This is a genomic window from Acetobacterium carbinolicum, assembly GCF_047456275.1.
In the GTDB taxonomy this organism is placed as follows: Bacteria; Bacillota; Clostridia; order Eubacteriales; family Eubacteriaceae; genus Acetobacterium; species Acetobacterium carbinolicum.
Map to the genome: position 1 here is coordinate 2,863,430 of NZ_CP173357.1, position 19,789 is coordinate 2,883,218.

A 19,789-nucleotide genomic window follows, 5' to 3' on the forward strand; every position below is an offset into this window, starting at 1 on the left:
GGGGTGTTTAACCACACCCCGGCAATTTAGATTTTACTCTTTCCTATTTTTGTGATTGTGTTATAATGAATTTGCAAATACGATCCAACCGGGAGGAGTTTTATGTCGACGAGAAAATGTCTTCTCATGTTTCAAGACAACCCCATTATTGTCGCTGTTCGTAATCCGAAAGATATTTATGATGCCATTCATTCGAAATCGCAGATCATCTTTTTACTGACCGGCAATGTCTATAATCTTAAAAAAATGGTGGAGCTTTGTACTAAATCAGGTAAACACGTGTTTACCCATTTGGATCTTATTAAAGGTTATTCACAGGATAATTATTTTATTAAGTATCTAAAAGATGAGATTAAGCCAACGGGAATTATTACCACGAAAAACAATATTATCACTCGGGCAAAGCAGGAAGGTCTGATGACTGTTCAGCGTTTATTTCTATTGGATTCTTCTGCCATGGATATTTCAATTACATCGGCAAAGAAAATTAAGCCTGATGCCATCGAAATTTTACCTGGCCTGGTTCCAAAGCTGATTACAGCTGTAAAAAAGGAACTCGATATTCCAATTGTTACCGGGGGATTCATAGAGACAGAGGAAGAAGTTCGTTCGTGTCTTGCTGCTGGCGCACTATCAGCCAGTACATCTCACAAGCCTTTGTGGGATAAAATAGAACTTATTCGGGAAGAGCAGCGATTGCTCCAGAACGAATAAGCAAAAATAAAATACAAGGCAACGGAGAGCCATACTGTTTTCTTAAATGAACCCTTATTTAAGAAAATTGTATGGCTTTTAATTTTTTATTATTCTTAGGAGGAATATATTATGTATGATATCGCCATTATTGGAGCTGGTATTGCCGGTTCCTACATTGCTCGGGAATTGACCCGATACAAACTGGACATTGTTTTATTAGATGGAGAAAATGATGTCGGAAATCAGATTACAATGGCCAATTCTGCCATTGTTCATGCCGGTTTTGATGCCCCGGCCCATAAATTGAAAGGAAAATTCAACGCCGCTGGAAATCTTATGTACGATCAGGTTTGTGAGGATCTGGATGTGCCCTTTAAACGATGTGGTTCCATGGTTGTTGCTCATAACGAGTACGAAATGGCAACCCTGCACGAACTTTATCAAAACGGTTTAAAAAACGGAGTTCCTGGACTTCAGATCTTATTTAAAGATGAAGTCCATGCCATGGAGCCCCATATCCATGACGATATTTGCGGTGCTCTTTATGCTCCGACAGCAGGGATTGTGTCCCCCTTTGAGCTCTGTATTCACGCGGCTGAAAACGCTGTCGACAACGGTGTTACCCTAAAGCTTAATCATCTGGTCAGTGATATCATAAACCACAATGACCACTTCGAAATTATTACCAATTCCGGAAATGTGGAAGCTAAGTATGTCATTAATGCTGCCGGTTTATTTGCTGATGATATCTATGAAATGGTTGGCAAACCCTACTTTAAACTGCTTGCTCGTAAGGGAAATTATTTTATCTTTGATAAAGAAGCCGGTTATCTGGTTAATAGTGTCATCTTCCCATGTCCTTCAAAAAAGGGCAAAGGTATTTTAGTGGCACCGACCGCTCACGGCAATCTGTTAATTGGACCGGATGCTGAACCCGTGCACAAAGGCGATATTTCGACCACCACTGAACGCCTCGACTATATTAAAGAAAATGCCCTTAAAAACTGTCCTTCGCTACCATTTAACAAGATTATTAGGTCCTATGCCGGACTTCGAAACACTCCTGTAAAGGATACCTTTACAACGACTGATGGTGATTTCATTATTGAAGAATCGCCCGTAAAAGGATTTATCAACGTGGCTGGCTATGAATCGCCTGGACTCACCTCAATTCCTGCGGTTGCTCACTTTGTGGTCGAAGAAATTGTGAAACCAATGATCCCAGATATCGAAGAAAATCACGACTATAATCCTAAGGTCCGAAAGCATCTGCGTTTTGACGAAATGACCGAGGAAGAAAAAGTTGCAATTATTAATGAAGATCCAAAATACGGCAAAGTTATCTGCCGATGTGAAACCATCACTGAAGGTGAAATCATCGATGTTATTCACCGCAGTGCTGGTGCCCGTACCGTTAAATCAGTTAAAAAACGCTGTCGTGCCGGTATGGGACGCTGTCAGGGTGGTTTCTGTTCTCCCCGGGTTGTGGAAATTCTTTCCCGCGAACTCAATGTTCCATTAGATGAAATTATGTACGATCAACAGGATTCGACCTTCATTCTCTCAGGTCAAACGAAATCCGTTCAGGAGGAGGCGTAATCATGATATATGATGTTGTTATTTTAGGTGGTGGACCCGCTGGTTTGGCCGCTGCCGTTGAAGCTAAAAATGATGGAGCAGAAAATGTCCTGATTCTGGAAAGAGACCGGGAATTAGGCGGTATTCTTAACCAGTGTATTCATAATGGTTTTGGTCTGCATACGTTTAATGAAGAATTAACCGGACCGGAATATGCCGAACGTTATATTGATAAGGTAAAAGATCTTAATATTCCTTACATGCTCAATACCATGGTACTTGATATGCATGACAATGGAGAACTCAAATCCATCCACGTTATCAATGAAGAAAACGGGTACATGGTTATTGAAACGAAAGCTGTTATTCTAACTATGGGATGTCGGGAACGGACCTCCGGTGCCATCGGTATCCCGGGGTATCGTCCATCGGGTGTTTTCACTGCCGGTACTGCCCAACGTTTTATCAACATGGAAGGATATATGGTTGGTAAAGAAGTGGTTATCCTCGGCTCTGGTGATATCGGTCTGATCATGGCCCGACGAATGACCCTGGAAGGTGCTCATGTTCAGGCTGTTTGCGAACTAATGCCCTACTCTAACGGTCTGGTTAGAAACATTGTTCAGTGTTTGGATGACTATGATATCCCGTTAAAATTAAGCCACACCATCACCTTTATCCACGGTAAAGACCGATTAGAAGGCGTTACCGTTGCCAAGGTTGATGAAAAACTAAAAGTGATTCCTGGAACAGAAGAATATATTCCCTGTGATACCCTCCTACTTTCAGTGGGCTTGATTCCCGAAAATGAAATCACTCGTAATGCCGGTGTTACCATGGACAACCGAACCAACGGTGCCATTGTCGGTGAACTGCGTCAAACCTCTATGCCTGGTGTTTTTGCCTGTGGAAATGTGGTTCACGTTCATGACCTGGTGGATTTTGTCAGCGAAGAAGCGGTCCTGGCCGGTAAAGGCGCTGCCAAGTATATCAAGGGCGATCTGGCTAGTGAGATTACCTTTACGACCACCAACGGCGACGGAATTGGTTATGTCGTTCCGCAGCAGGTTGCCATGAAAAACGTCGAGGAAAAAGTTACTTTCTATATGCGTGTGCGACAGGTCTTTCAAGATAAAGTGGTTAATGCCTATATTGGCGACCAATTGATCGCCACTAAAAAAGAAAAGAAATTACTGCCCGCCGAAATGGTTAACTTTAAGATCGCCAAAGATGTTTTAGCCCAGTATCCTGCCGGAGAAATCCGATTTGTCGTAGAGGAGGCAAAGAAATGAAAAAAGATATGACCTGTATTGTTTGCCCCATCGGGTGCCAGATGACCATTGAAGAAAAAGCGGATGGTACCTATGAGGTTACCGGCAACACCTGTAAACGTGGTCCAAAATATGCCATCAATGAAATGACCAACCCAACCCGGGTTATTCCCACTACGGTGGTGATTAAGCATGCCATGCTTCCCCGCCTGCCGGTTAAAACTGCGGAACCTATCCCCAAAGGCCAGATTTTTGATGCCATGGCCGCTATTAATCAGGTTGTTGTGGAAGCACCCATAAAAACCGGTGATGTTGTTATCAAAGATCTTTTAGGTCTTGGAATCGATGTTGTTGCTACTCGAACCATGGATAAGTGCTCGTTCTGATATCTCAATAAATAGCGTCTGAAAATAATTCCCAGAGTTGTTTTCAGGCGCTTTTTTATTTATCTACTTTTAAACCACTATTCGTAACAACAAAATATTAATTTGTTACAAAACAGACATTGAACTTCTACCTGCTATTGTGATATGTTTAACTATACAAATTCGACAATAAAAGGTGCTACTCTATGTTTGAAAAAATAAAACAACGTGTCCAGGCAAATCTGGTTATTGTTATGCTGATTCCTGGTGTTATAATGATGCTAATTCTGGTTATTGTGTATCAAACCACCGCCAGAGAAAACGCAAAACTTGACGAGGGTGTCGAAATCCTAACTGCACTAGAAACCCGGGATCTCTATACCATGGAAGAAAAAATTGACTACTTGAAGCGCAAAGCCGTTGACCCCGGCGATTACACCGCATTATTTGGCAATGCCCTTGTTTTTGGTGATTCCATCGCCGAGGGATTAGGTTTATTTGGATTTTTAAACCCGACCTCGCTGGTTGCGATGATGGGAAAATCAGCCGAGAACAGTCAAGGAGACGTCCAAAGTATCGTTGAACTGGCACCGCGTTATGTTTTTTTTGAGTTAGGTCTCAATGACATCAGTCATCCCGATAGTACCCTGGACGCCTATATCCTTTCTTATGAGAAACTTATCGATTCGATCAGGTTGCAATTACCGAATACCCAAATCTATGTTTGCAGTATCTTTCCGGTTACCGATGAAGCCCTCAAAGAAAACCCCGAGCTCAGTCAAATTGAAACATATAATGCTGCGTTAGTGGAAATGGCTGCCCGAAAAAATATCCATTATATCAATACCTACCCGCTTTTGAAAAACAACCCACAGTACCATGAACAAGACGGCATCCATGTGATCCGTGAGTTCTACCCACTATGGTTGGACACGCTTGTGGATAACAGCAATTTAAAAAATTTATTATAGAATTGGACCATCATGAAAAAAATTTTTGTACTTCTATCCATTCTAATACTTGCGTTACTCTCTTTTGGCTGTCATTCTGCCGAGCAGGCACCTTTATCTCAGGTGGAAACCGATCTGCTCGCCGCTTCCCAAAACCTTAGCGGGATGGAAAAGGGGGATGGAAAAACATTGAAACGCTATTACGGACTCAATATGAGTGACTATCAGGAAGTTTTAATTTACGTCCCGGCCAATTATATGGATGTATCCGAAATCCTCGTGATTAAAGCCTCAGATTCCGCCCAATTGGATCTGATCGAAGGGGCCGTTGATGTCCGCAACGCCATGCAACTGGAGAGCTTTGGCGGATACGGACCGAAGCAGGTGGAGCTACTTGAAAATCATGAGTTTAAAATTGTGGGAAACACGCTTTTTTATTGTGTATCACCTGAAGCGTCCACATTAAAAGATACCTTTGTCAAAAGCATCAAGAATAATCCCTAAGGAGTGACCATGGTTTTTAGCAGTATTTTGTTTATCTTTGCTTTTCTTCCCATTGCATTGGGTCTGTATACCATTATCCCGAAACAGGGAAAAAATTTAATTCTGCTTCTGATCAGTCTATTTTTTTATGCCTGGGGAGAACCGATTTATGTTTTCTTAATGCTTTTTACCATCACCTTCGACTTTGGCATGGGACTACTGATGGACAAAAAGCCCCATTTAGTCCGGAAGCGAATTTTTATTTTTACTCTCATCGTGAATTTAAGCATTTTATTCTTTTTTAAATACTGGGGGTTTTTACTGAGTATCATTAACCAGATCTTTAGTCTGGGGATTCCCTACACGCCCTTACCCTTACCGATCGGGATTTCATTTTATACCTTTCAGATTCTCTCCTATGTCATTGATATCTATCTGAAAAAGGTTCCGGTCCAAAAAAACATCATTTCCTTTGGCTTGTATGTCACCATGTTTCCGCAGCTGATCGCCGGACCGATTGTTCGCTATAAGGATATCGACGATCAGCTAACCGAGCGGGTGATCAATCAGGAAAAATTCGGAATCGGAGTGGAACGTTTTATCCAGGGTCTCGGCAAAAAAGTTCTGCTGGCCAACAATATCGGCTATGTCTGGACCCTTATTTCAGCCATAAATGTGGGTGAACTGTCAGTACTTACCGCCTGGATCGGAATTATCGCCTTTACCTTTCAAATCTATTTCGACTTTAGTGGTTATTCGGATATGGCCATTGGTTTGGGGAAAATGTTTGGTTTTGAATTTCTCGAAAACTTTAATTATCCCTATATCTCCCGAAGTGTATCCGAATTCTGGCGACGCTGGCACATTTCACTGGGAACCTGGTTTCGTGAATACCTTTATATCCCTCTGGGTGGTAACCGTGTTCCCATCCCCCGGCTCTTTTTAAACCTCTGTATTGTCTGGTTGTTAACAGGCCTCTGGCATGGTGCCAACTGGAATTTTGTCGTCTGGGGTGGCTATTATGGGCTGATCCTTTTTGCTGAAAAAGTATTCTTAAGCGCACTGCTGGAAAAACTGCCAAGATTTATTCAGCACAGTTACACCCTGATTCTGGTTATAATCGGCTGGGTTTTCTTTGCCAGTCCGGACATGGGTTTTGCCCTGTCTTACCTGCAGGTTATGTTTTTTACTGCCGGTGCGTCTCTGGTTGATTCAACCGGCCTCTATTACCTAACCACCAGTCTTATTTTATTACTTGTATGCGGCATCTGCTGTACCCCGTTTGTTCATCAACGCTATAACAAACTGATTCACCAGGAAAAAAAATGGGTGATCCCTTTTGGACTGGGACTTAACAGCGTGATTATGTTTTTATCCATTGCTTATTTAGTAACAGAAACATATAATCCTTTTTTATATTTTAGATTTTAGGTGAAGTAATATGCGAAAAAAAGATAACCATCGTGAACATGATCAATATGCTCATTCTTTATTTTATAAAAAATATATTAATTTATTGGGGCTGCTCTTTATCGGGATCCTTGCCTTTTTCTCCCTGGCCTCACTGATCCTGCCCGATACCAAACTGTCTGAAAATGAAAACCGGATTTTAACCCAATGGCCCCGTTTTTCTGTGGACAGCATCATCGATGGCCGCTATATGAAAAAAATGCAAAAGTACACGGCCGACCAATTAGTCGGGCGAAATTTCTGGATTCATACCAAAACCAGTACCGATCGCCTGATCGGAAAAAATAGCTCCAATGGGGTTTATTTCGGCAAAAACGCCACCCTGATCGAAAACTTTGATCCTTTATCTGCTGACACTGTGGCGCAGACTCAAACTGCATTAAACCAGTTTGCTGAAAAGCACTCCGATCTAAACCACTTCTTTATGCTGGTTCCCAATGCAATTAGTGTCACCGCTGATAAACTGCCAGCCTATGCTCCGGTACTAAATCAAAGCGACTATATCAATAGCTTTACTGCCGGCTTGCAGGAACACTTCAGCGTTCTTGATCCCAGTCCGATTTTAGCAGAACATCAGGACCAACTTTTGTATTATAAAACCGACCATCACTGGACCACTTTAGGTGCCTGGCTTTCTTTTCAGGGAGTCGCCGATACCATGGGTATTAAAGCAGACCCTGATGCCTATATCGTTTATCCTGTTACCCACTCATTTTCTGGTGCCCTGGCTTCTAAAAGTGGCTATTTGACGTCTTCCTCCGATACCATTGAGGTCTATATTCCTAAAAGCGACGATGACTATTCGGTGGTAAGCTATGTGGAAGAACAAAAAAAAGCCGCTTCCCTTTATGACAGCGAACAATTAAAGGAGAATGACAAATATGCCGTTTTTCTGGCTGGTAATCATCCCATTATAAAAATTAAAAATCCGGTGCTGAATGAAAAAAATCTGCTGATTATCAAGGATTCGTATGCCAATGCTTTTATTCCCTTCTTAACCCCTTTTTACAGTGAGATCACCGTCGTTGATCCCCGTTACTACTATGATAGTATTGATGATCTCATCGCTGATGCTCAGATCACTGATGTACTCTATCTCTTTAATGCGAACTCCTTTTTCCGGGATACCAGTTTGGAACCGGTACTAAACGACGAGTAACAAATGTATCTTCAAAAATCTTTTCATCATAATCTGGATCACGGCCAAAAAAATACCGTAATTTTAATTACGGTATTCATACTTTAATTTAATTTTATCGCCACGAAAAACTACTTTTGAGTACTCAAAAGGCTTATCATCCTTATCATAAAGAATATCCTCTAAAACAAGCAAGGGGTATCCTTGCGGAACTTTTAAAAGTTTACTCTCTTTTTCCGAGGCCGTAACCGACTCAAAAGTTTCCATGACCCGGCTGGGTTTTAAATTATACTCTTTTTCAAGAAGCACACAAAGCTGTTCTTCTTCAAGTGCACGATCACTTAGATTCTTACACAAATCATAAGGAATCCGTGAATAATGAAGGCTGATGGGCTCACCTTTTAGAAAACGCAACCGCTCAATTTCCAGTATTGGAGACCCCTGCGGACATTGCAGACGCTTTGCAACACTCAACGAGGCTTCTTTTTCGGTAACATTTAAAAGCTCTGTGGTAATTTCATACCCCATTCTCTCCAATTGCTCTCTAAAGCCCATATATGCCAAAGATTCCGCCATTATCTTGGGTTCTGCCACAAAGGTACCCTTACCAGGAACGCGATAGAGAACACCATCCTGCACCAATTGAGAACACGCTGAACGGATTGTCATGCGGCTAACCCCATACAACCGATTCATTTCACTCTCAGATGGTATGGCTGTGTTCGGCCTCCAAATACCTTCTTCGATATTATTACGAATTAACTCTTCCAATTGTATGTACAATGGTTTCGGGTTTTCTCGCTTAATTTTGTACATATCAATACTTCCTTCCATAAAACCCCTTTGTGCAGCTTATTTAGCAAAACTTCTTTTATTTTATCATACACTCTATAGAATTAAAAGAATAATCCGCAAAAATTGATCTCATTCTGCTTATTTTAATTTGGCAAATTGTGTATATAAGCCATTTTCATTTAATGCGACATACAGATTTTTGTAAATGTCATAAATTTCGTTATATTTTTTAACATTTTCAGTTATCGGTTCAATCGTTTCCAGATAACGAACCATTGAAATGACTCCTTCTGTGACATCTTTAAACCACCCCGCGCCGACACCTGCGATAACCGCCGCTCCAACGATGGTTGCGTCAGGTATTTCCAGTTTACGAATGGGAACGCCAAACATATCAGCAATGATCTGACGCCATGCTGCGGATTTTGTAGCTCCGCCTGTTATAGCTAGTTGTTTCAAAATCACGCCGGATTTTTTCATGGTTTCATACATATCCTTGCTTTCCAGTGTGATCCCTTCCATAACCGAACGAATCATATCACTCTTGGAATGGGCAAAAGTAATACCGGCAAAGATACCCTTTGCTTCAGGGTTCCAATACGGATAACCTGACCCGGTCAAAAATGGCATGAAGACAATCCCCTTCGACCCTACCGGACTTTTTATAATATGGTAATCCATCACTTCATAGGGATCCATTCCGGTCTTTTTCCCGAATGCTACTTCGATTTCAGCTAACTCATCCCTTGCCCATCGATAACTGCTGGCGGCACCCAGTTGTATCCCCTCAAGATTGAATAATCCTAATGATGCCGATGAGGTTGCCATAACCCCCGGTACATCGTCTAATACCAGATTTTTTGTGCCAACAACCAGAAGACCTGCTGTCCCCAGCGTTAAAGATGCATAACCATCTTCAATAACGCCGGCACCAATGGCGGCACATTGCTGATCGCCACTTCCCGCAACTAAGAGAGTCCCGACAGCCAGTCCCGTTTTCTCTGCCGTTTTTGGTGTCACTTTTCCAACAATATCACCTGGCTTCACTAATTTTGGCAACTTTGCCTTATCAATGCCAAAAGCATTAATAATATTGTCCGCCCAATCCATTGTGTTGGGATTAAGATACCCCGATGTACAGGCATTGGTCACCTCACAATAAAAATCATCCGCACCAAAGCAATATTGAATGTATTCCGGCATCATTGCCACGTATTTCGTTTTTTCATACAGTTCTGGTCTTTTTTTCATTAACCACAACAGTTTGATAAAAGTGAAGGTTGGCGCCATCGGCATACCAGTGCTTTTAAAGAATGTATCCGGATCAATAATGCCCATCGCTTCTTCAAGGATATCTGCTCCCCGGTTATCCTGCCAACCATAAAAAATATTATCGATGGGTTCATTATTTTTATCTACCAGCGCAAAAGTTGCCCGTTGGCAGGAAAATCCAACCGCCGCAATTTCCTGCGGATCAAGTCCTGATGATGTGACTGCTTGTTTACATGCTTTGTAGGTTTCCTCGACCAACAAATCCACATCCTGCTCAACCCAATTGGGATTCGGATAGTTACATGGGTACTCGCCATATCCTTTGCCATAGATTTTGCCGTCTTTATCAAGAATCATCGCTTTTGTACCAGTTGTTCCCACATCAATACCGATTAAATATTTGCCCATATTTAAATTCTCCTTCTAAATAATAAAAATTAACTTTTACACCATGAATTAATTTAATATTATGCCTAGTTTAAGGGAATTTTGTTCAGCAATTTGATGAAACTTTTTTTGGTTCAGTCTTTGTATTTGGAAACCAGTCCAATCTCACGCATTTGTTCAAACGCATCGATAATTGCGACTGCCGCACGTGTGCCGATCAGATCGGCGCCTGCCAGAATGAATACGTAAGCATTTTGCGGCCGGGGGAATTTAACCCCTGCCACCTTGAGCTTGACCTCCGTTTCAGATAATGTCTTTTTCATCACTAAAAACTGTTCCATACTTGGCCCTTCAAATTGACCAGTTGATGTTTTGGCGTAATCAATGCCCACTTCTGCAATCAGTTTACAAGCTGTCGCAATTTCCTCGTCACTTAAAAAACAGGTTTCAATAATGGTTTTGGTGATTCGTCCCTGCGCTGCGGTTTTAAAATCCATCAACTCGCCCTTGATCACATCATATCTTTTGTCTTTTAACGCCCCGACATTCATCACAAGGTCTAAAACGGTACATCCGGCTTTTACTGCGTACTCTGTTTCGAATGCTTTAATAATCGATGATGATGCTCCAAAGGGGAAATCCAGACCAGTTCCAATGTGGATGTCGGTACCTTTTAGTTCGTCCACCACCACTGGTGTCCAATAGGGTGTTGCGGAATAGAATGCCGCACAATTATAGGCGACCGCCTCGCGACAACCGGATCGAATTTCAGCTTCGGTGGTATTTTTTGGCAGCACCGAATGATCAAAACATTTTCCCAGGGCTTTTTTATCCATTTTTGATAAATCAACCATAACTTCATGCCTCCTATTTTTATTCTATAAAACAGCTTTTTTAAGCTCTTCCATACGATCAATAACATAGGTTGGATTTAATGATCTGACGACCTCCGGAGCACCATATCCAAATGTAACTCCACACACATCAATGCCTGCATTTGTTCCAGTGAGATAATCGGTTTTGGTATCCCCAACGAGAATCGCTTGGGTCTTGCTGCAATTATAATACGCGAGAATCGCATTAATACAATCAGGATGAGGTTTGGGGTTTTTAACGTCATCGGCTGTCACCAGAATATCAAAGTAATCATATAATTTTAGTGTTTTTAAAATTTTTTCAGTTGCCCTTCGTATTTTAAAAGTAGCCACTGACAGTGATTTTCCCTTCTGTTTATAATACTCCAGAACCTCTAGTACGCCATCATATGCAAAGGTTTTTTTATCACAATTCTCGGTGTAATACTCAACAAACAGTGGCAGTATTTCGTGATCAATGAGGGTTTCTTTGTCCTCACCAAGAGATTTGATGAGGACGTTTCTTGCTCCCCCGCCAATACAACTCCGAATAAATGCATCCTCTTTCTGATCAAAGCCATAACGATCAATAATATACTTAATCGTCTCAATAATATCTGGACACGAATCTACCAGAGTTCCATCCAAATCAAAAATAAGATACGAATACGCATAGGGTTCCTTGTTTTTTATTATCATAGCAACCTCCATTAAACATTTATAGCGTTTTAAGAAATCAATTAAAGATTTTTTAAAAGCTCATTGCTGTTAAAATACTCCAGGGTTACGCCACACTCGCCAATGTTTCTGATATTTTTATCGGTCTTTTTATAGTCCGCATGATAATCAGAACCGCCAGAAATAATTCTCACTCGATCCTGGTAATCTGATTTGACCTTGGCAATGATTTCCTCCTTCGTATACGGTCCATTATAAGTGGTCTTATCATAGGTATAGCTTGCCTCAATTCCGTCGAGATCCAGATCAATCAATTTATCAATATACTCCGCTCTGGTCATTGTACCCTCATTGGTCGTAACGGTTTCATCAATCAGATAAGGATGTGCCAAAATGGCAATTCCACTACTTTCATGGGCAATGTTAATGATGTCAGCGGGGTCTGGTTTTTCTCGTTTGACACTGAAGTCCGGGTTATTTCTGATCAATAATTTTGCCTCACTCCAGGTTTTTGTATAACCTTTTTCTGCCATCAGGTTGAAAATTATTTTTTTCTGCACGTCCTCGGGTTTTCTCGGAATATCATCATAATTCAACACTTCATCCCAGGTTATATCATAGCCATTGTCAGCCAGTTTGCCTAATAACTTTTGATAGGAAAATATCTTACTTTTTACAATTTTCTGATACATTTCGATTATTTTAGGATTGGAATAATCGCACCCTAGCACAACAATGTGGACATCTTCTACCTGTGTTTCACAGGAAAATTCAATTCCCGGTATCAGTTTCATCCCTTTTTTCCTGGCATAAAGAACAGGATCCACCATCACCCCATTTACTTCGATTTGATCAGGCGGCAGAACATCATGATCAGTAAATACAATCACTTTCATTCCTAAAGCGGCCGCATTGGAAATAAATTCCTGCGGTGTGTCCCCCCCATCAGACCGGGTGGTATGACTATGTAAATCAACAATGTAATTTGGTTGTGTTGTCATCATGTTACCTCTCTAATCGATCCGACTAAAAAAGCGGATATGCTCGGTCACAACTTTTTTAACTTCTTGTTTGGTGAAGGCATCCAATTTCAGCGGATCATTTTGGGCTGGATTTTCTTTACTGAAAGCAGCCATTCCCTGACAATAGGCAATTTTTATCGCTGTTGAAATATTCACCTTTGATGCACCCAGGCTGATCAGCCGATGAAACATTTCGTCACTCAGCCCGGTTCCACCATGGAGAACCAACGGACACAGTGAAAATTCATTGATATCTTCAAAAAGATCATAATCGATTTTAATTTCACCTTTATAAACTCCGTGTGCTGTTCCGATTGCCGGCGCAAACGCATCAACTCCCGTTTCTTTCAAATAGATGCGACAATCTGCTGGTTTAGCATGAGCATGATCACCTTCTTTTACGACAATGTCATCTTCAACGCCGACAATGGCACCTAATTCGCCTTCAACCGTCACATTTTTTGGCTTGGCATAGGCCACAATTTCTTTGGTATTTTTGATATTGTCTACCAGTGGCAATTGCGAACCATCGTACATCACGGAAGACCAGCCGCCGTCAATACAGGCTTTTGTAAACTCTACATCGGTGGAATGATCAAGATGAATCGCAACCTTTACCTGAGCATTTTCAGCGATCGGTTTTAAAAAACCCATCATTTCAACAATACCAAAAGCCTTTACTGTTTTAACCGAGGTCTGAATGATAATATTTTGATTTAGTTCCTCGGCCGCTTCAATTGCCGCCTTTGCAGTCAGATAATTCACGATGTTAAAGGCACCAACTGCATAATGGTTTTTTCGAGCATGCTCAAGAATCGCTTCCATGTTGACATAACTCATGGTTATCACCTCATTTCTATTTCATCCCATCATACATGCGTATGATGGGTTATGATTACTGTTTCTTTATTATACCATGATTTCGCATCATTTTAATTACAAAAATCTATCGAACAGCTACATTTTTTATGTTACGAGTACAAACCAGATCGACCCCGGTTCCGGCAATGTTTGATACGACAACATCTCCGACTCTGACGGGTGATTCAATTTCCAATCCACTAATCACATTCATCACTTCAAATATTTTTTCCTTATTAACCGGTTTTTTTGTTTTAACCGGCACAAAAGGCAAATCACCTGATTTCAATTTTACGGTGGTTGTTATCGTTCTCTTGGGTTCAGTGAACTCCGTTTGCGCATATTTCAATCCTATTTTACAACTGTAATCACTGATTTCATGTATGGTTTTTTCGGTATGCTCAACTTTCAGACTACACCCTTTCGGACATCCAATGCATATAAATTTCTTTACGGCCATGATTTTACACCTCCATCTTATTGCGCTTGTTCCTTGGAAATTGAAATATCAATTGATGAAGTATCCTTAGTCACAAACTCTCTTGGTAAATTAAATGTTACCATGGTACCAGGCTCAACGATTGTCTTTTTAAGATTAAGTAACGTTTTATTAAAATTATCTTTGACAATTAATCGAACATCCTCATCTGAATTCCTCACTCTAAGAAAAAACTTAATCGTCTGCTCCTGGTTGTTTAATGCATCAATGTGTTGAGGAACAACATACCCAATATTATTATCATGGGTGATGATGACTTCCTTTTCTACTTCATTCTTTTTATTGTTAATAAAAGCGGCGGCGGCTTTTCCGGCAATTTCAGCTTCTTCCGTAACATTGTCAACTAAATCGTGAACGTGCAGAACATTTCCACAAGCAAATACCCATGGGATATTGGTAATCCGTTTTTCATTCACCACCGGTCCCCGTGTCACCTTATCCATTTCACATCCCAGATTATTGGATAATTCATTTTCTGGAATCAAGCCAACCGATAACAGCAAGGTATCGCAGCTCACATATTGTTCAGTGCCTTCAATCGGTTTGAAGCTTTTGTCAACTTCGGCAATTGTAACACCTTCCAGTCTTTCATTTCCATGCACTTCAGTAATCGAATGGCTCAATAACAGGGGAATATCAAAATCATCAAGACATTGCACTTTGTTTCTTATGAGTCCTGTTGAATAGGGCATTAATTCGATGACCCCTTTCACATTGACACCTTCAAGCGTTAATCTTCTCGCCATAATGAGACCAATATCTCCTGAGCCCAGGATGACTACCTCTTTACCCGGAAGATAGCCTTCCAGATTAACATAACTCTGGGCTGTTCCTGCTGTCATAATCCCGGCCGGACGGCTGCCAGGTATGGTAATCGCGCCACGTGTTCTTTCTCGGCATCCCATTGCCAGAATCAATGCTTTCGTATCGATCTGAAACATCCCATCCTCACGATTAACAGCAATCACTTTTTTATCTACCATTATTTCCATTACCATGGTGCCCAGTTTTACATCAATGTCAGAATTTTCCAATTCTTCAATAAAGCGACTGGCATATTCAGGCCCCGTCAATTCTTCTTTAAAATATTGCAGGCCAAATCCGTTATGTATACATTGATTTAAAATGCCGCCCAGATATGGTGCTCTTTCGCAAATCAGGATTTTCGGGACACCGTTTCGTTTCGCTTCCAATGCTGCGGCAAGCCCTGCCGGTCCGCCGCCAATAATGACTAAATCATACTCTAATTTTTTCATAATTTCTATCTCCTTCTTCTAAAGATAGTTCTTTATTCTTAGAAGTCAGAACAAAGGATGCACTTCCTTTTTGTGTCACTTCAAGCGGAGAAATTCCCAGTTCTTTACTTAATATGCCAAGCACCTTCGGTCCACAAAAGCCACCCTGGCATCGTCCCATACCTGCTCTGACCCGACGTTTAATGGCATCCATATTTGTTGCCGGAATGGGTCGGTGTATTGCATCCATAATTTCACCCTTGCTGATCGACTCGCAGCGACAGATAATTTCGCCATAATCGGGGTTCTCTTCAATTAAGGCGGTTCTTTCTTCATATGACAAATCCGAAAGCTGCACTGGTGCCTGTCTGCCTTTTTCATAGTTCGCTTTTGGTGAAAAATCCAAATCGCGATTCTCCGCTCTTACCAGGCCTTCAATCATTGCTGCGATAGCTGGTGCCGAAGTTAAACCTGGCGACTGGATACCAGCAGCGTTAATAAAACCTGTGACCGTTTTTGCGGATTCGATGATAAAGTCTTCATTGGTGCTTGATGCTCTCAGCCCCGTGAAGGTCGTGATCACATCACCCATTCTGGGAAGCTCAGGAAATAAATGTGAGATGGCACTTGTGTAGATCTGATCCAAAGCTTGTGCGGTGGTTCTTAAATCGGTTTTATCTTCAACTGCCTCCGCATTTGATCCTGCTAATATATTGCCATCAATGGTCGGTACGACGATCATCCCTTTCGATACCTTCGTCGGTGCTGAATAAATCGTATAGGTTAAAATATCACGCCATTTTTTGTCATACAAAAAATACTGTCCTTTTCTTGGTTTGATTTCAAAATCAATGTCTTCGACCATCGCAGCTATTTTATCTGCGTATAGTCCGGCGGCATTAATGATAATTTTTGTGGCGATATCGCCTTTATTTGTTTTAACACCTGTTACAGTTTTGTTTTCAATTATAATATCCAGAACTTCTGTGTCCAAAAGAACTTTTGCGCCATTAATCACAGCATTTTCTGCCAGCGCCACGGTGTATTCAAAGGGATTTATTATTCCGGTCTCCGGTTCGAATAGACCATATTTTGCATCTGGATTTAAGTGGGGTTCCATCTCATGTAGTTCTATCTGGTTAAGTAGTTTCATCCCCTGAATGCCATTCTTGATTCCATTTGCCATGGTTTTTTTCATTTTTTCCAGGTCTGCTTCTTCAAATCCAACAGTTATTGAACCCAGTGGTTTAACCAAATCTACTTTTAAATCCTGACATAATTGCTTAATTACTTTGTTTGCTGCTAATACTAACTGGCCTTTTAATGTGTCACCATCAATATTAAAACCGCTATGAATCATTGCCGAGTTTGCTTTACTCGTCCCCATACAGACATCACTCGCTTTTTCAACCAGAATAATATCCAGATTATACCTAGCAAGCTGATGAGCAACGGAAGCACCAATTACACCGCCACCAATGATTAAAACATCTGTTTTCATGGTGTCACCTCCATATTCATTTTCGTATTTTTGATTTGGGCGGCGCATACATCGGCCACATATATACGCCCCCCGTTATTTAAATTGTATTAGTGATACTGTTTATCTATCATTTGCCCATTCTAAGTTACAATTGATGGCTCGTTTCCAGCCTCTGTATAACTCATTTCGCAGCTCTTCATCCATTTGTGGATGGAATACCTGATTAACCGTTCTTTTTCGCACGATTTCATCCTGATCTTTCCAGAATCCCACTGCTAGCCCTGCCAGATAAGCAACCCCTGCTGCTGTGGTTTCAGTATTGTCCGGTCTTTCAATATCCACATTAACGATATCAGAAGTGAATTGCATCAGCAAATTGTTATTACAGGCACCGCCATCAACCTTGAGAATGGATAATCTTTCGCCCAAATCTTCTGAAAACGCATCGAACATATCACGCGTCTGATATCCTAATGACTCTAGCACGGCTCTGATAATATTGTTTTTGGTTGTCCCGCGTTCGATACCTACAATGGCAGCACGTGCGTAAGAGTTCCAGTAAGGTGCACATAAACCGGTAAATGCGGGAACAAAGTATACGCCGCAATTGCTGACTTTTTTCGTTTTTAAGGCAAAGTACTCAGAGTCAGGCGATTCATCAAGCATATCCATTTCATCACGTAACCATTGAATCGCTGAACCAGCTGAAAAAGCAACCGCTTCCAATAAATACTCGACCTTGCCATTAATTCCCCAACCAATCGTTGTTGTTAAACCGTTGTTTGACAAGAATGGCTTATCCCCAATATTTACAGTCATAACTCCAGCCGTACCATAAGTGAATTTTGCCATACCTTTTTTGAAACAACATTGACCAAATGTTGCTGCCTGTTGATCGCCAGCATCACCGGTTATTGGGATTGCCCGTTTGAATATCTTTGCTGTCACGCCAAAATGTCCGCTGCTTTCTTGAACTTTTGGCAACATGCTTGCTGGTACATTAAAGACCTCTAACAACTCTTCATCCCATTTCAGGTCATGAATGTTATACATCAGTGTCCGGGATGCATTACTGTAGTCAGTGGCATGGGTTTTTCCGCCGGTAAGTTTCCACATGATCCAGGTGTCAACGTTTCCAAAAAGAAGATCACCTTTTTCGGCTCTTTCTCTTGCCCCTTCGACGTTATCGAGTATCCATTTAACTTTTGTGCCAGAAAAATACGAATCGATCATCAATCCCGTTTTATTTCTTACTTTTGCTTCTATTTCCGGATCTTCCGCTTTTAGTTGATCACAGTATTCTGCGGTTCTTCTGTCCTGCCATACAATTGCGTTGTATACAGGTTCGCCCGTATTCTTGTCCCAGACAATCGATGTTTCGCGTTGATTGGTGATCCCAATTGCCACGATCTCATCTTCATTGATGTTCGATTTAGCCATTGCTTTTTCAATGACTTCACCCGTTACCGCCCACATTTCCATAGGGTCTTGTTCAACCCAACCTGAATCTGGATAAAATTGTGCGAATTCTTTTGCATACACACTGACGATGTCCCCATCATGATTAAAGAAAATTGCTCGAATACTGGTAGTCCCCTGGTCAATACTTAAAATATACTCCTTCATCCGTTTATACCGCCTTTTCTTTTATTAAAAAATGCATTGGTTAGCATTTTTTTTTACTATAATCACTTTGTTAAACGTTTTCTTTTTTATTTAACGTTAGTTCAACTCTTTGTATCGATAGTGATATATTAATACACTAAAATTCTCGCTAATTCTCCAGCTGTTATACCTGAAATGAAGTCGTTTACTCTAGTGTAGCTGAGGACTTCCAATAATTCTGATTCTTTTAGTATCTTTCCTTTTAAAAATTTTTCCAATTGGCAGATGCTCTGCGTTCCTGAGAATTCACCGGTAATGGAAACCGAATCGATGATTCCCTGCTGTAAAACCCGCATCGAGACTGTCAGGCACCCACATTGGAAATTTCGAGTTTTCTGCACTTCATAGCGTGGCGACTTACCATAATTCCAATCCCATGTCGAATATTTTTTTTCCTGCAGTTGCTTGATCGCTTCAAAATCTTTCTTGGTCAAACGAAACGGAAATGGGTTATTCTTTTTTATAATACTGGTCATCAAACAATTACGAAATTGCTCCATAGTGATTGGTTGAGGTAAATGATCAACGATATTGGTAATGTGGCTGCTCACTGACTTAACACCTTTAGCTTCAATTTTGTCCTCATTGACCATCAGTGCTTGCCGTAAAAAATCTAAATCTGAATTAAATAGCAGTGTTCCATGGTGTAATGCCCGGCCATTTTTGACTGTCTGAGCCGTGCCTGAAAATTTACATCCCGCAATGACCAGGTCGTTGCGATCATTGCACTGCGCTTTGACCCCAAAATGATCAAGGGCACGAATGATCGGAAGGGCAAACTGCGAAAAGTCAACCGTTTTACCATTTTTGCAGTTCTGAATAAACGAATAGTTTAAATTTCCCAAATCATGATAAACCGTACCACCGCCGGTATTACGCCGCGCCACCTTGGTATTTTTTTCCCTGATAAAATCGATATTGATTTCTCTGACGGCGTTCTGATTACGTCCAATTACAATGGTGTTGTCATTTTGCCATAGCATGAAAAACGGCTCTCGCAATAAAACGTTGGAAAAGATATGTTCTTCCAATGCCAGGTTAAAATATGGATCTGTCGATTCACTATAATAAAAGAGCATAATCAGCC

At 41.1% G+C, this 19,789-nt stretch carries 19 protein-coding genes; 8 read left to right on the plus strand and 11 right to left on the minus strand.

The features are described from left to right. Positions 1-102: 102 nt before the first annotated feature. The 8 genes from ACIZ62_RS13320 to ACIZ62_RS13355 all read left to right on the plus strand — a co-directional run bounded on the left by ACIZ62_RS13320 (position 103) and on the right by ACIZ62_RS13355 (position 7,972). On the plus strand, positions 103-714 hold the full coding sequence (locus tag ACIZ62_RS13320) for a glycerol-3-phosphate responsive antiterminator (RefSeq protein ID WP_111889377.1): 612 nt from the start codon (positions 103-105) through the stop codon (positions 712-714). Between the two features lie 111 nt (positions 715-825). Then, on the plus strand, positions 826-2,295 hold the full coding sequence (locus tag ACIZ62_RS13325) for an NAD(P)/FAD-dependent oxidoreductase (RefSeq protein WP_111889376.1): 1,470 nt from the start codon (positions 826-828) through the stop codon (positions 2,293-2,295). A gap of 2 nt (positions 2,296-2,297) precedes the next feature. Then, on the plus strand, positions 2,298-3,566 hold the full coding sequence (locus ACIZ62_RS13330; RefSeq protein ID WP_111889375.1) for an NAD(P)/FAD-dependent oxidoreductase: 1,269 nt from the start codon (positions 2,298-2,300) through the stop codon (positions 3,564-3,566). Then, the gene (locus ACIZ62_RS13335; RefSeq protein ID WP_111889374.1) at positions 3,563-3,931 is read left to right on the plus strand and encodes a DUF1667 domain-containing protein; all 369 of its coding nucleotides are present in this window, start codon (positions 3,563-3,565) and stop codon (positions 3,929-3,931) included. The genes ACIZ62_RS13330 and ACIZ62_RS13335 overlap by 4 nt, the downstream gene beginning before the upstream one ends. 185 nt (positions 3,932-4,116) lie before the next feature. Continuing rightward, on the plus strand, positions 4,117-4,881 hold the full coding sequence (locus tag ACIZ62_RS13340) for a GDSL-type esterase/lipase family protein (RefSeq protein ID WP_414150360.1): 765 nt from the start codon (positions 4,117-4,119) through the stop codon (positions 4,879-4,881). Between the two features lie 12 nt (positions 4,882-4,893). After that, the gene (locus ACIZ62_RS13345; protein WP_414150361.1) at positions 4,894-5,364 is read left to right on the plus strand and encodes a DUF4358 domain-containing protein; all 471 of its coding nucleotides are present in this window, start codon (positions 4,894-4,896) and stop codon (positions 5,362-5,364) included. Between the two features lie 9 nt (positions 5,365-5,373). Then, entirely contained in the window at positions 5,374-6,774 is a 1,401-nt protein-coding gene (locus tag ACIZ62_RS13350) for an MBOAT family O-acyltransferase (protein ID WP_414150362.1), read from the plus strand. A gap of 10 nt (positions 6,775-6,784) precedes the next feature. Beyond that, positions 6,785-7,972: a DHHW family protein gene (locus ACIZ62_RS13355; protein WP_111889369.1), complete on the plus strand. Its 1,188-nt coding sequence runs from the start codon at positions 6,785-6,787 to the stop codon at positions 7,970-7,972. A gap of 63 nt (positions 7,973-8,035) precedes the next feature. On the opposite strand, the gene ACIZ62_RS13360 is transcribed toward ACIZ62_RS13355, so the two are convergent. The 11 genes from ACIZ62_RS13360 to ACIZ62_RS13410 all read right to left on the minus strand — a co-directional run bounded on the left by ACIZ62_RS13360 (position 8,036) and on the right by ACIZ62_RS13410 (position 19,781). Continuing rightward, entirely contained in the window at positions 8,036-8,785 is a 750-nt protein-coding gene (locus ACIZ62_RS13360) for a GntR family transcriptional regulator (RefSeq protein WP_111889368.1), read from the minus strand. Positions 8,786-8,884: 99 nt separating this feature from the next. Then, the gene (locus ACIZ62_RS13365) at positions 8,885-10,426 is read right to left on the minus strand and encodes an FGGY-family carbohydrate kinase (RefSeq protein WP_111889367.1); all 1,542 of its coding nucleotides are present in this window, start codon (positions 10,424-10,426) and stop codon (positions 8,885-8,887) included. Positions 10,427-10,539: 113 nt separating this feature from the next. Further along, the gene (gene deoC / locus ACIZ62_RS13370) at positions 10,540-11,259 is read right to left on the minus strand and encodes a deoxyribose-phosphate aldolase (protein ID WP_111889366.1); all 720 of its coding nucleotides are present in this window, start codon (positions 11,257-11,259) and stop codon (positions 10,540-10,542) included. 24 nt (positions 11,260-11,283) lie between these two features. Beyond that, positions 11,284-11,958, minus strand: a complete 675-nt coding sequence (locus ACIZ62_RS13375) for an HAD family hydrolase (protein ID WP_111889365.1) — start codon at positions 11,956-11,958, stop codon at positions 11,284-11,286. A gap of 41 nt (positions 11,959-11,999) precedes the next feature. Beyond that, positions 12,000-12,941 carry a PHP domain-containing protein gene (locus ACIZ62_RS13380; RefSeq protein WP_111889364.1) on the minus strand — a complete coding sequence of 314 codons (942 nt, stop codon included), beginning with the start codon at positions 12,939-12,941 and terminating at the stop codon, positions 12,000-12,002. A gap of 9 nt (positions 12,942-12,950) precedes the next feature. Then, entirely contained in the window at positions 12,951-13,799 is an 849-nt protein-coding gene (locus tag ACIZ62_RS13385; RefSeq protein WP_111889363.1) for a class II fructose-bisphosphate aldolase, read from the minus strand. 106 nt (positions 13,800-13,905) lie between these two features. Then, positions 13,906-14,280, minus strand: a complete 375-nt coding sequence (locus ACIZ62_RS13390) for a DUF1667 domain-containing protein (protein WP_111889362.1) — start codon at positions 14,278-14,280, stop codon at positions 13,906-13,908. 17 nt (positions 14,281-14,297) lie between these two features. After that, complete coding sequence (locus tag ACIZ62_RS13395; RefSeq protein WP_111889361.1) at positions 14,298-15,575, minus strand: NAD(P)/FAD-dependent oxidoreductase; 1,278 nt, start codon at positions 15,573-15,575, stop codon at positions 14,298-14,300. Further along, positions 15,556-17,055, minus strand: coding sequence for an NAD(P)/FAD-dependent oxidoreductase (locus tag ACIZ62_RS13400; protein ID WP_111889360.1), 1,500 nt, complete (start codon positions 17,053-17,055; stop codon positions 15,556-15,558). Before ACIZ62_RS13400 ends, ACIZ62_RS13395 begins: the two co-directional genes overlap by 20 nt. 102 nt (positions 17,056-17,157) lie before the next feature. Then, positions 17,158-18,663 (minus strand): glycerol kinase GlpK, encoded by a 1,506-nt coding sequence (glpK, locus tag ACIZ62_RS13405; RefSeq protein WP_111889359.1) that lies wholly within the window; start codon positions 18,661-18,663, stop codon positions 17,158-17,160. Positions 18,664-18,791: 128 nt separating this feature from the next. After that, entirely contained in the window at positions 18,792-19,781 is a 990-nt protein-coding gene (locus ACIZ62_RS13410) for a lipoate--protein ligase (RefSeq protein ID WP_111889358.1), read from the minus strand. Between the last annotated feature and the right edge of the window lie 8 nt (positions 19,782-19,789).

Bases quoted from the DNA above. Each gene is read 5' to 3' on its own strand.
- ACIZ62_RS13320 (WP_111889377.1), top strand. From the start codon at position 103: ATGTCGACGAGAAAATGTCTTCTCATGTTTCAAGACAACCCCATTATT.
- ACIZ62_RS13325 (WP_111889376.1), top strand. From the start codon at position 826: ATGTATGATATCGCCATTATTGGAGCTGGTATTGCCGGTTCCTACATT.
- ACIZ62_RS13330 (WP_111889375.1), top strand. From the start codon at position 2,298: ATGATATATGATGTTGTTATTTTAGGTGGTGGACCCGCTGGTTTGGCC.
- ACIZ62_RS13335 (WP_111889374.1), top strand. From the start codon at position 3,563: ATGAAAAAAGATATGACCTGTATTGTTTGCCCCATCGGGTGCCAGATG.
- ACIZ62_RS13340 (WP_414150360.1), top strand. From the start codon at position 4,117: ATGTTTGAAAAAATAAAACAACGTGTCCAGGCAAATCTGGTTATTGTT.
- ACIZ62_RS13345 (WP_414150361.1), top strand. From the start codon at position 4,894: ATGAAAAAAATTTTTGTACTTCTATCCATTCTAATACTTGCGTTACTC.
- ACIZ62_RS13350 (WP_414150362.1), top strand. From the start codon at position 5,374: ATGGTTTTTAGCAGTATTTTGTTTATCTTTGCTTTTCTTCCCATTGCA.
- ACIZ62_RS13355 (WP_111889369.1), top strand. From the start codon at position 6,785: ATGCGAAAAAAAGATAACCATCGTGAACATGATCAATATGCTCATTCT.
- ACIZ62_RS13360 (WP_111889368.1), bottom strand. From the start codon at position 8,785: ATGGAAGGAAGTATTGATATGTACAAAATTAAGCGAGAAAACCCGAAA.
- ACIZ62_RS13365 (WP_111889367.1), bottom strand. From the start codon at position 10,426: ATGGGCAAATATTTAATCGGTATTGATGTGGGAACAACTGGTACAAAA.
- deoC (WP_111889366.1), bottom strand. From the start codon at position 11,259: ATGGTTGATTTATCAAAAATGGATAAAAAAGCCCTGGGAAAATGTTTT.
- ACIZ62_RS13375 (WP_111889365.1), bottom strand. From the start codon at position 11,958: ATGATAATAAAAAACAAGGAACCCTATGCGTATTCGTATCTTATTTTT.
- ACIZ62_RS13380 (WP_111889364.1), bottom strand. From the start codon at position 12,941: ATGATGACAACACAACCAAATTACATTGTTGATTTACATAGTCATACC.
- ACIZ62_RS13385 (WP_111889363.1), bottom strand. From the start codon at position 13,799: ATGAGTTATGTCAACATGGAAGCGATTCTTGAGCATGCTCGAAAAAAC.
- ACIZ62_RS13390 (WP_111889362.1), bottom strand. From the start codon at position 14,280: ATGGCCGTAAAGAAATTTATATGCATTGGATGTCCGAAAGGGTGTAGT.
- ACIZ62_RS13395 (WP_111889361.1), bottom strand. From the start codon at position 15,575: ATGAAAAAATTAGAGTATGATTTAGTCATTATTGGCGGCGGACCGGCA.
- ACIZ62_RS13400 (WP_111889360.1), bottom strand. From the start codon at position 17,055: ATGAAAACAGATGTTTTAATCATTGGTGGCGGTGTAATTGGTGCTTCC.
- glpK (WP_111889359.1), bottom strand. From the start codon at position 18,663: ATGAAGGAGTATATTTTAAGTATTGACCAGGGGACTACCAGTATTCGA.
- ACIZ62_RS13410 (WP_111889358.1), bottom strand. From the start codon at position 19,781: ATGCTCTTTTATTATAGTGAATCGACAGATCCATATTTTAACCTGGCA.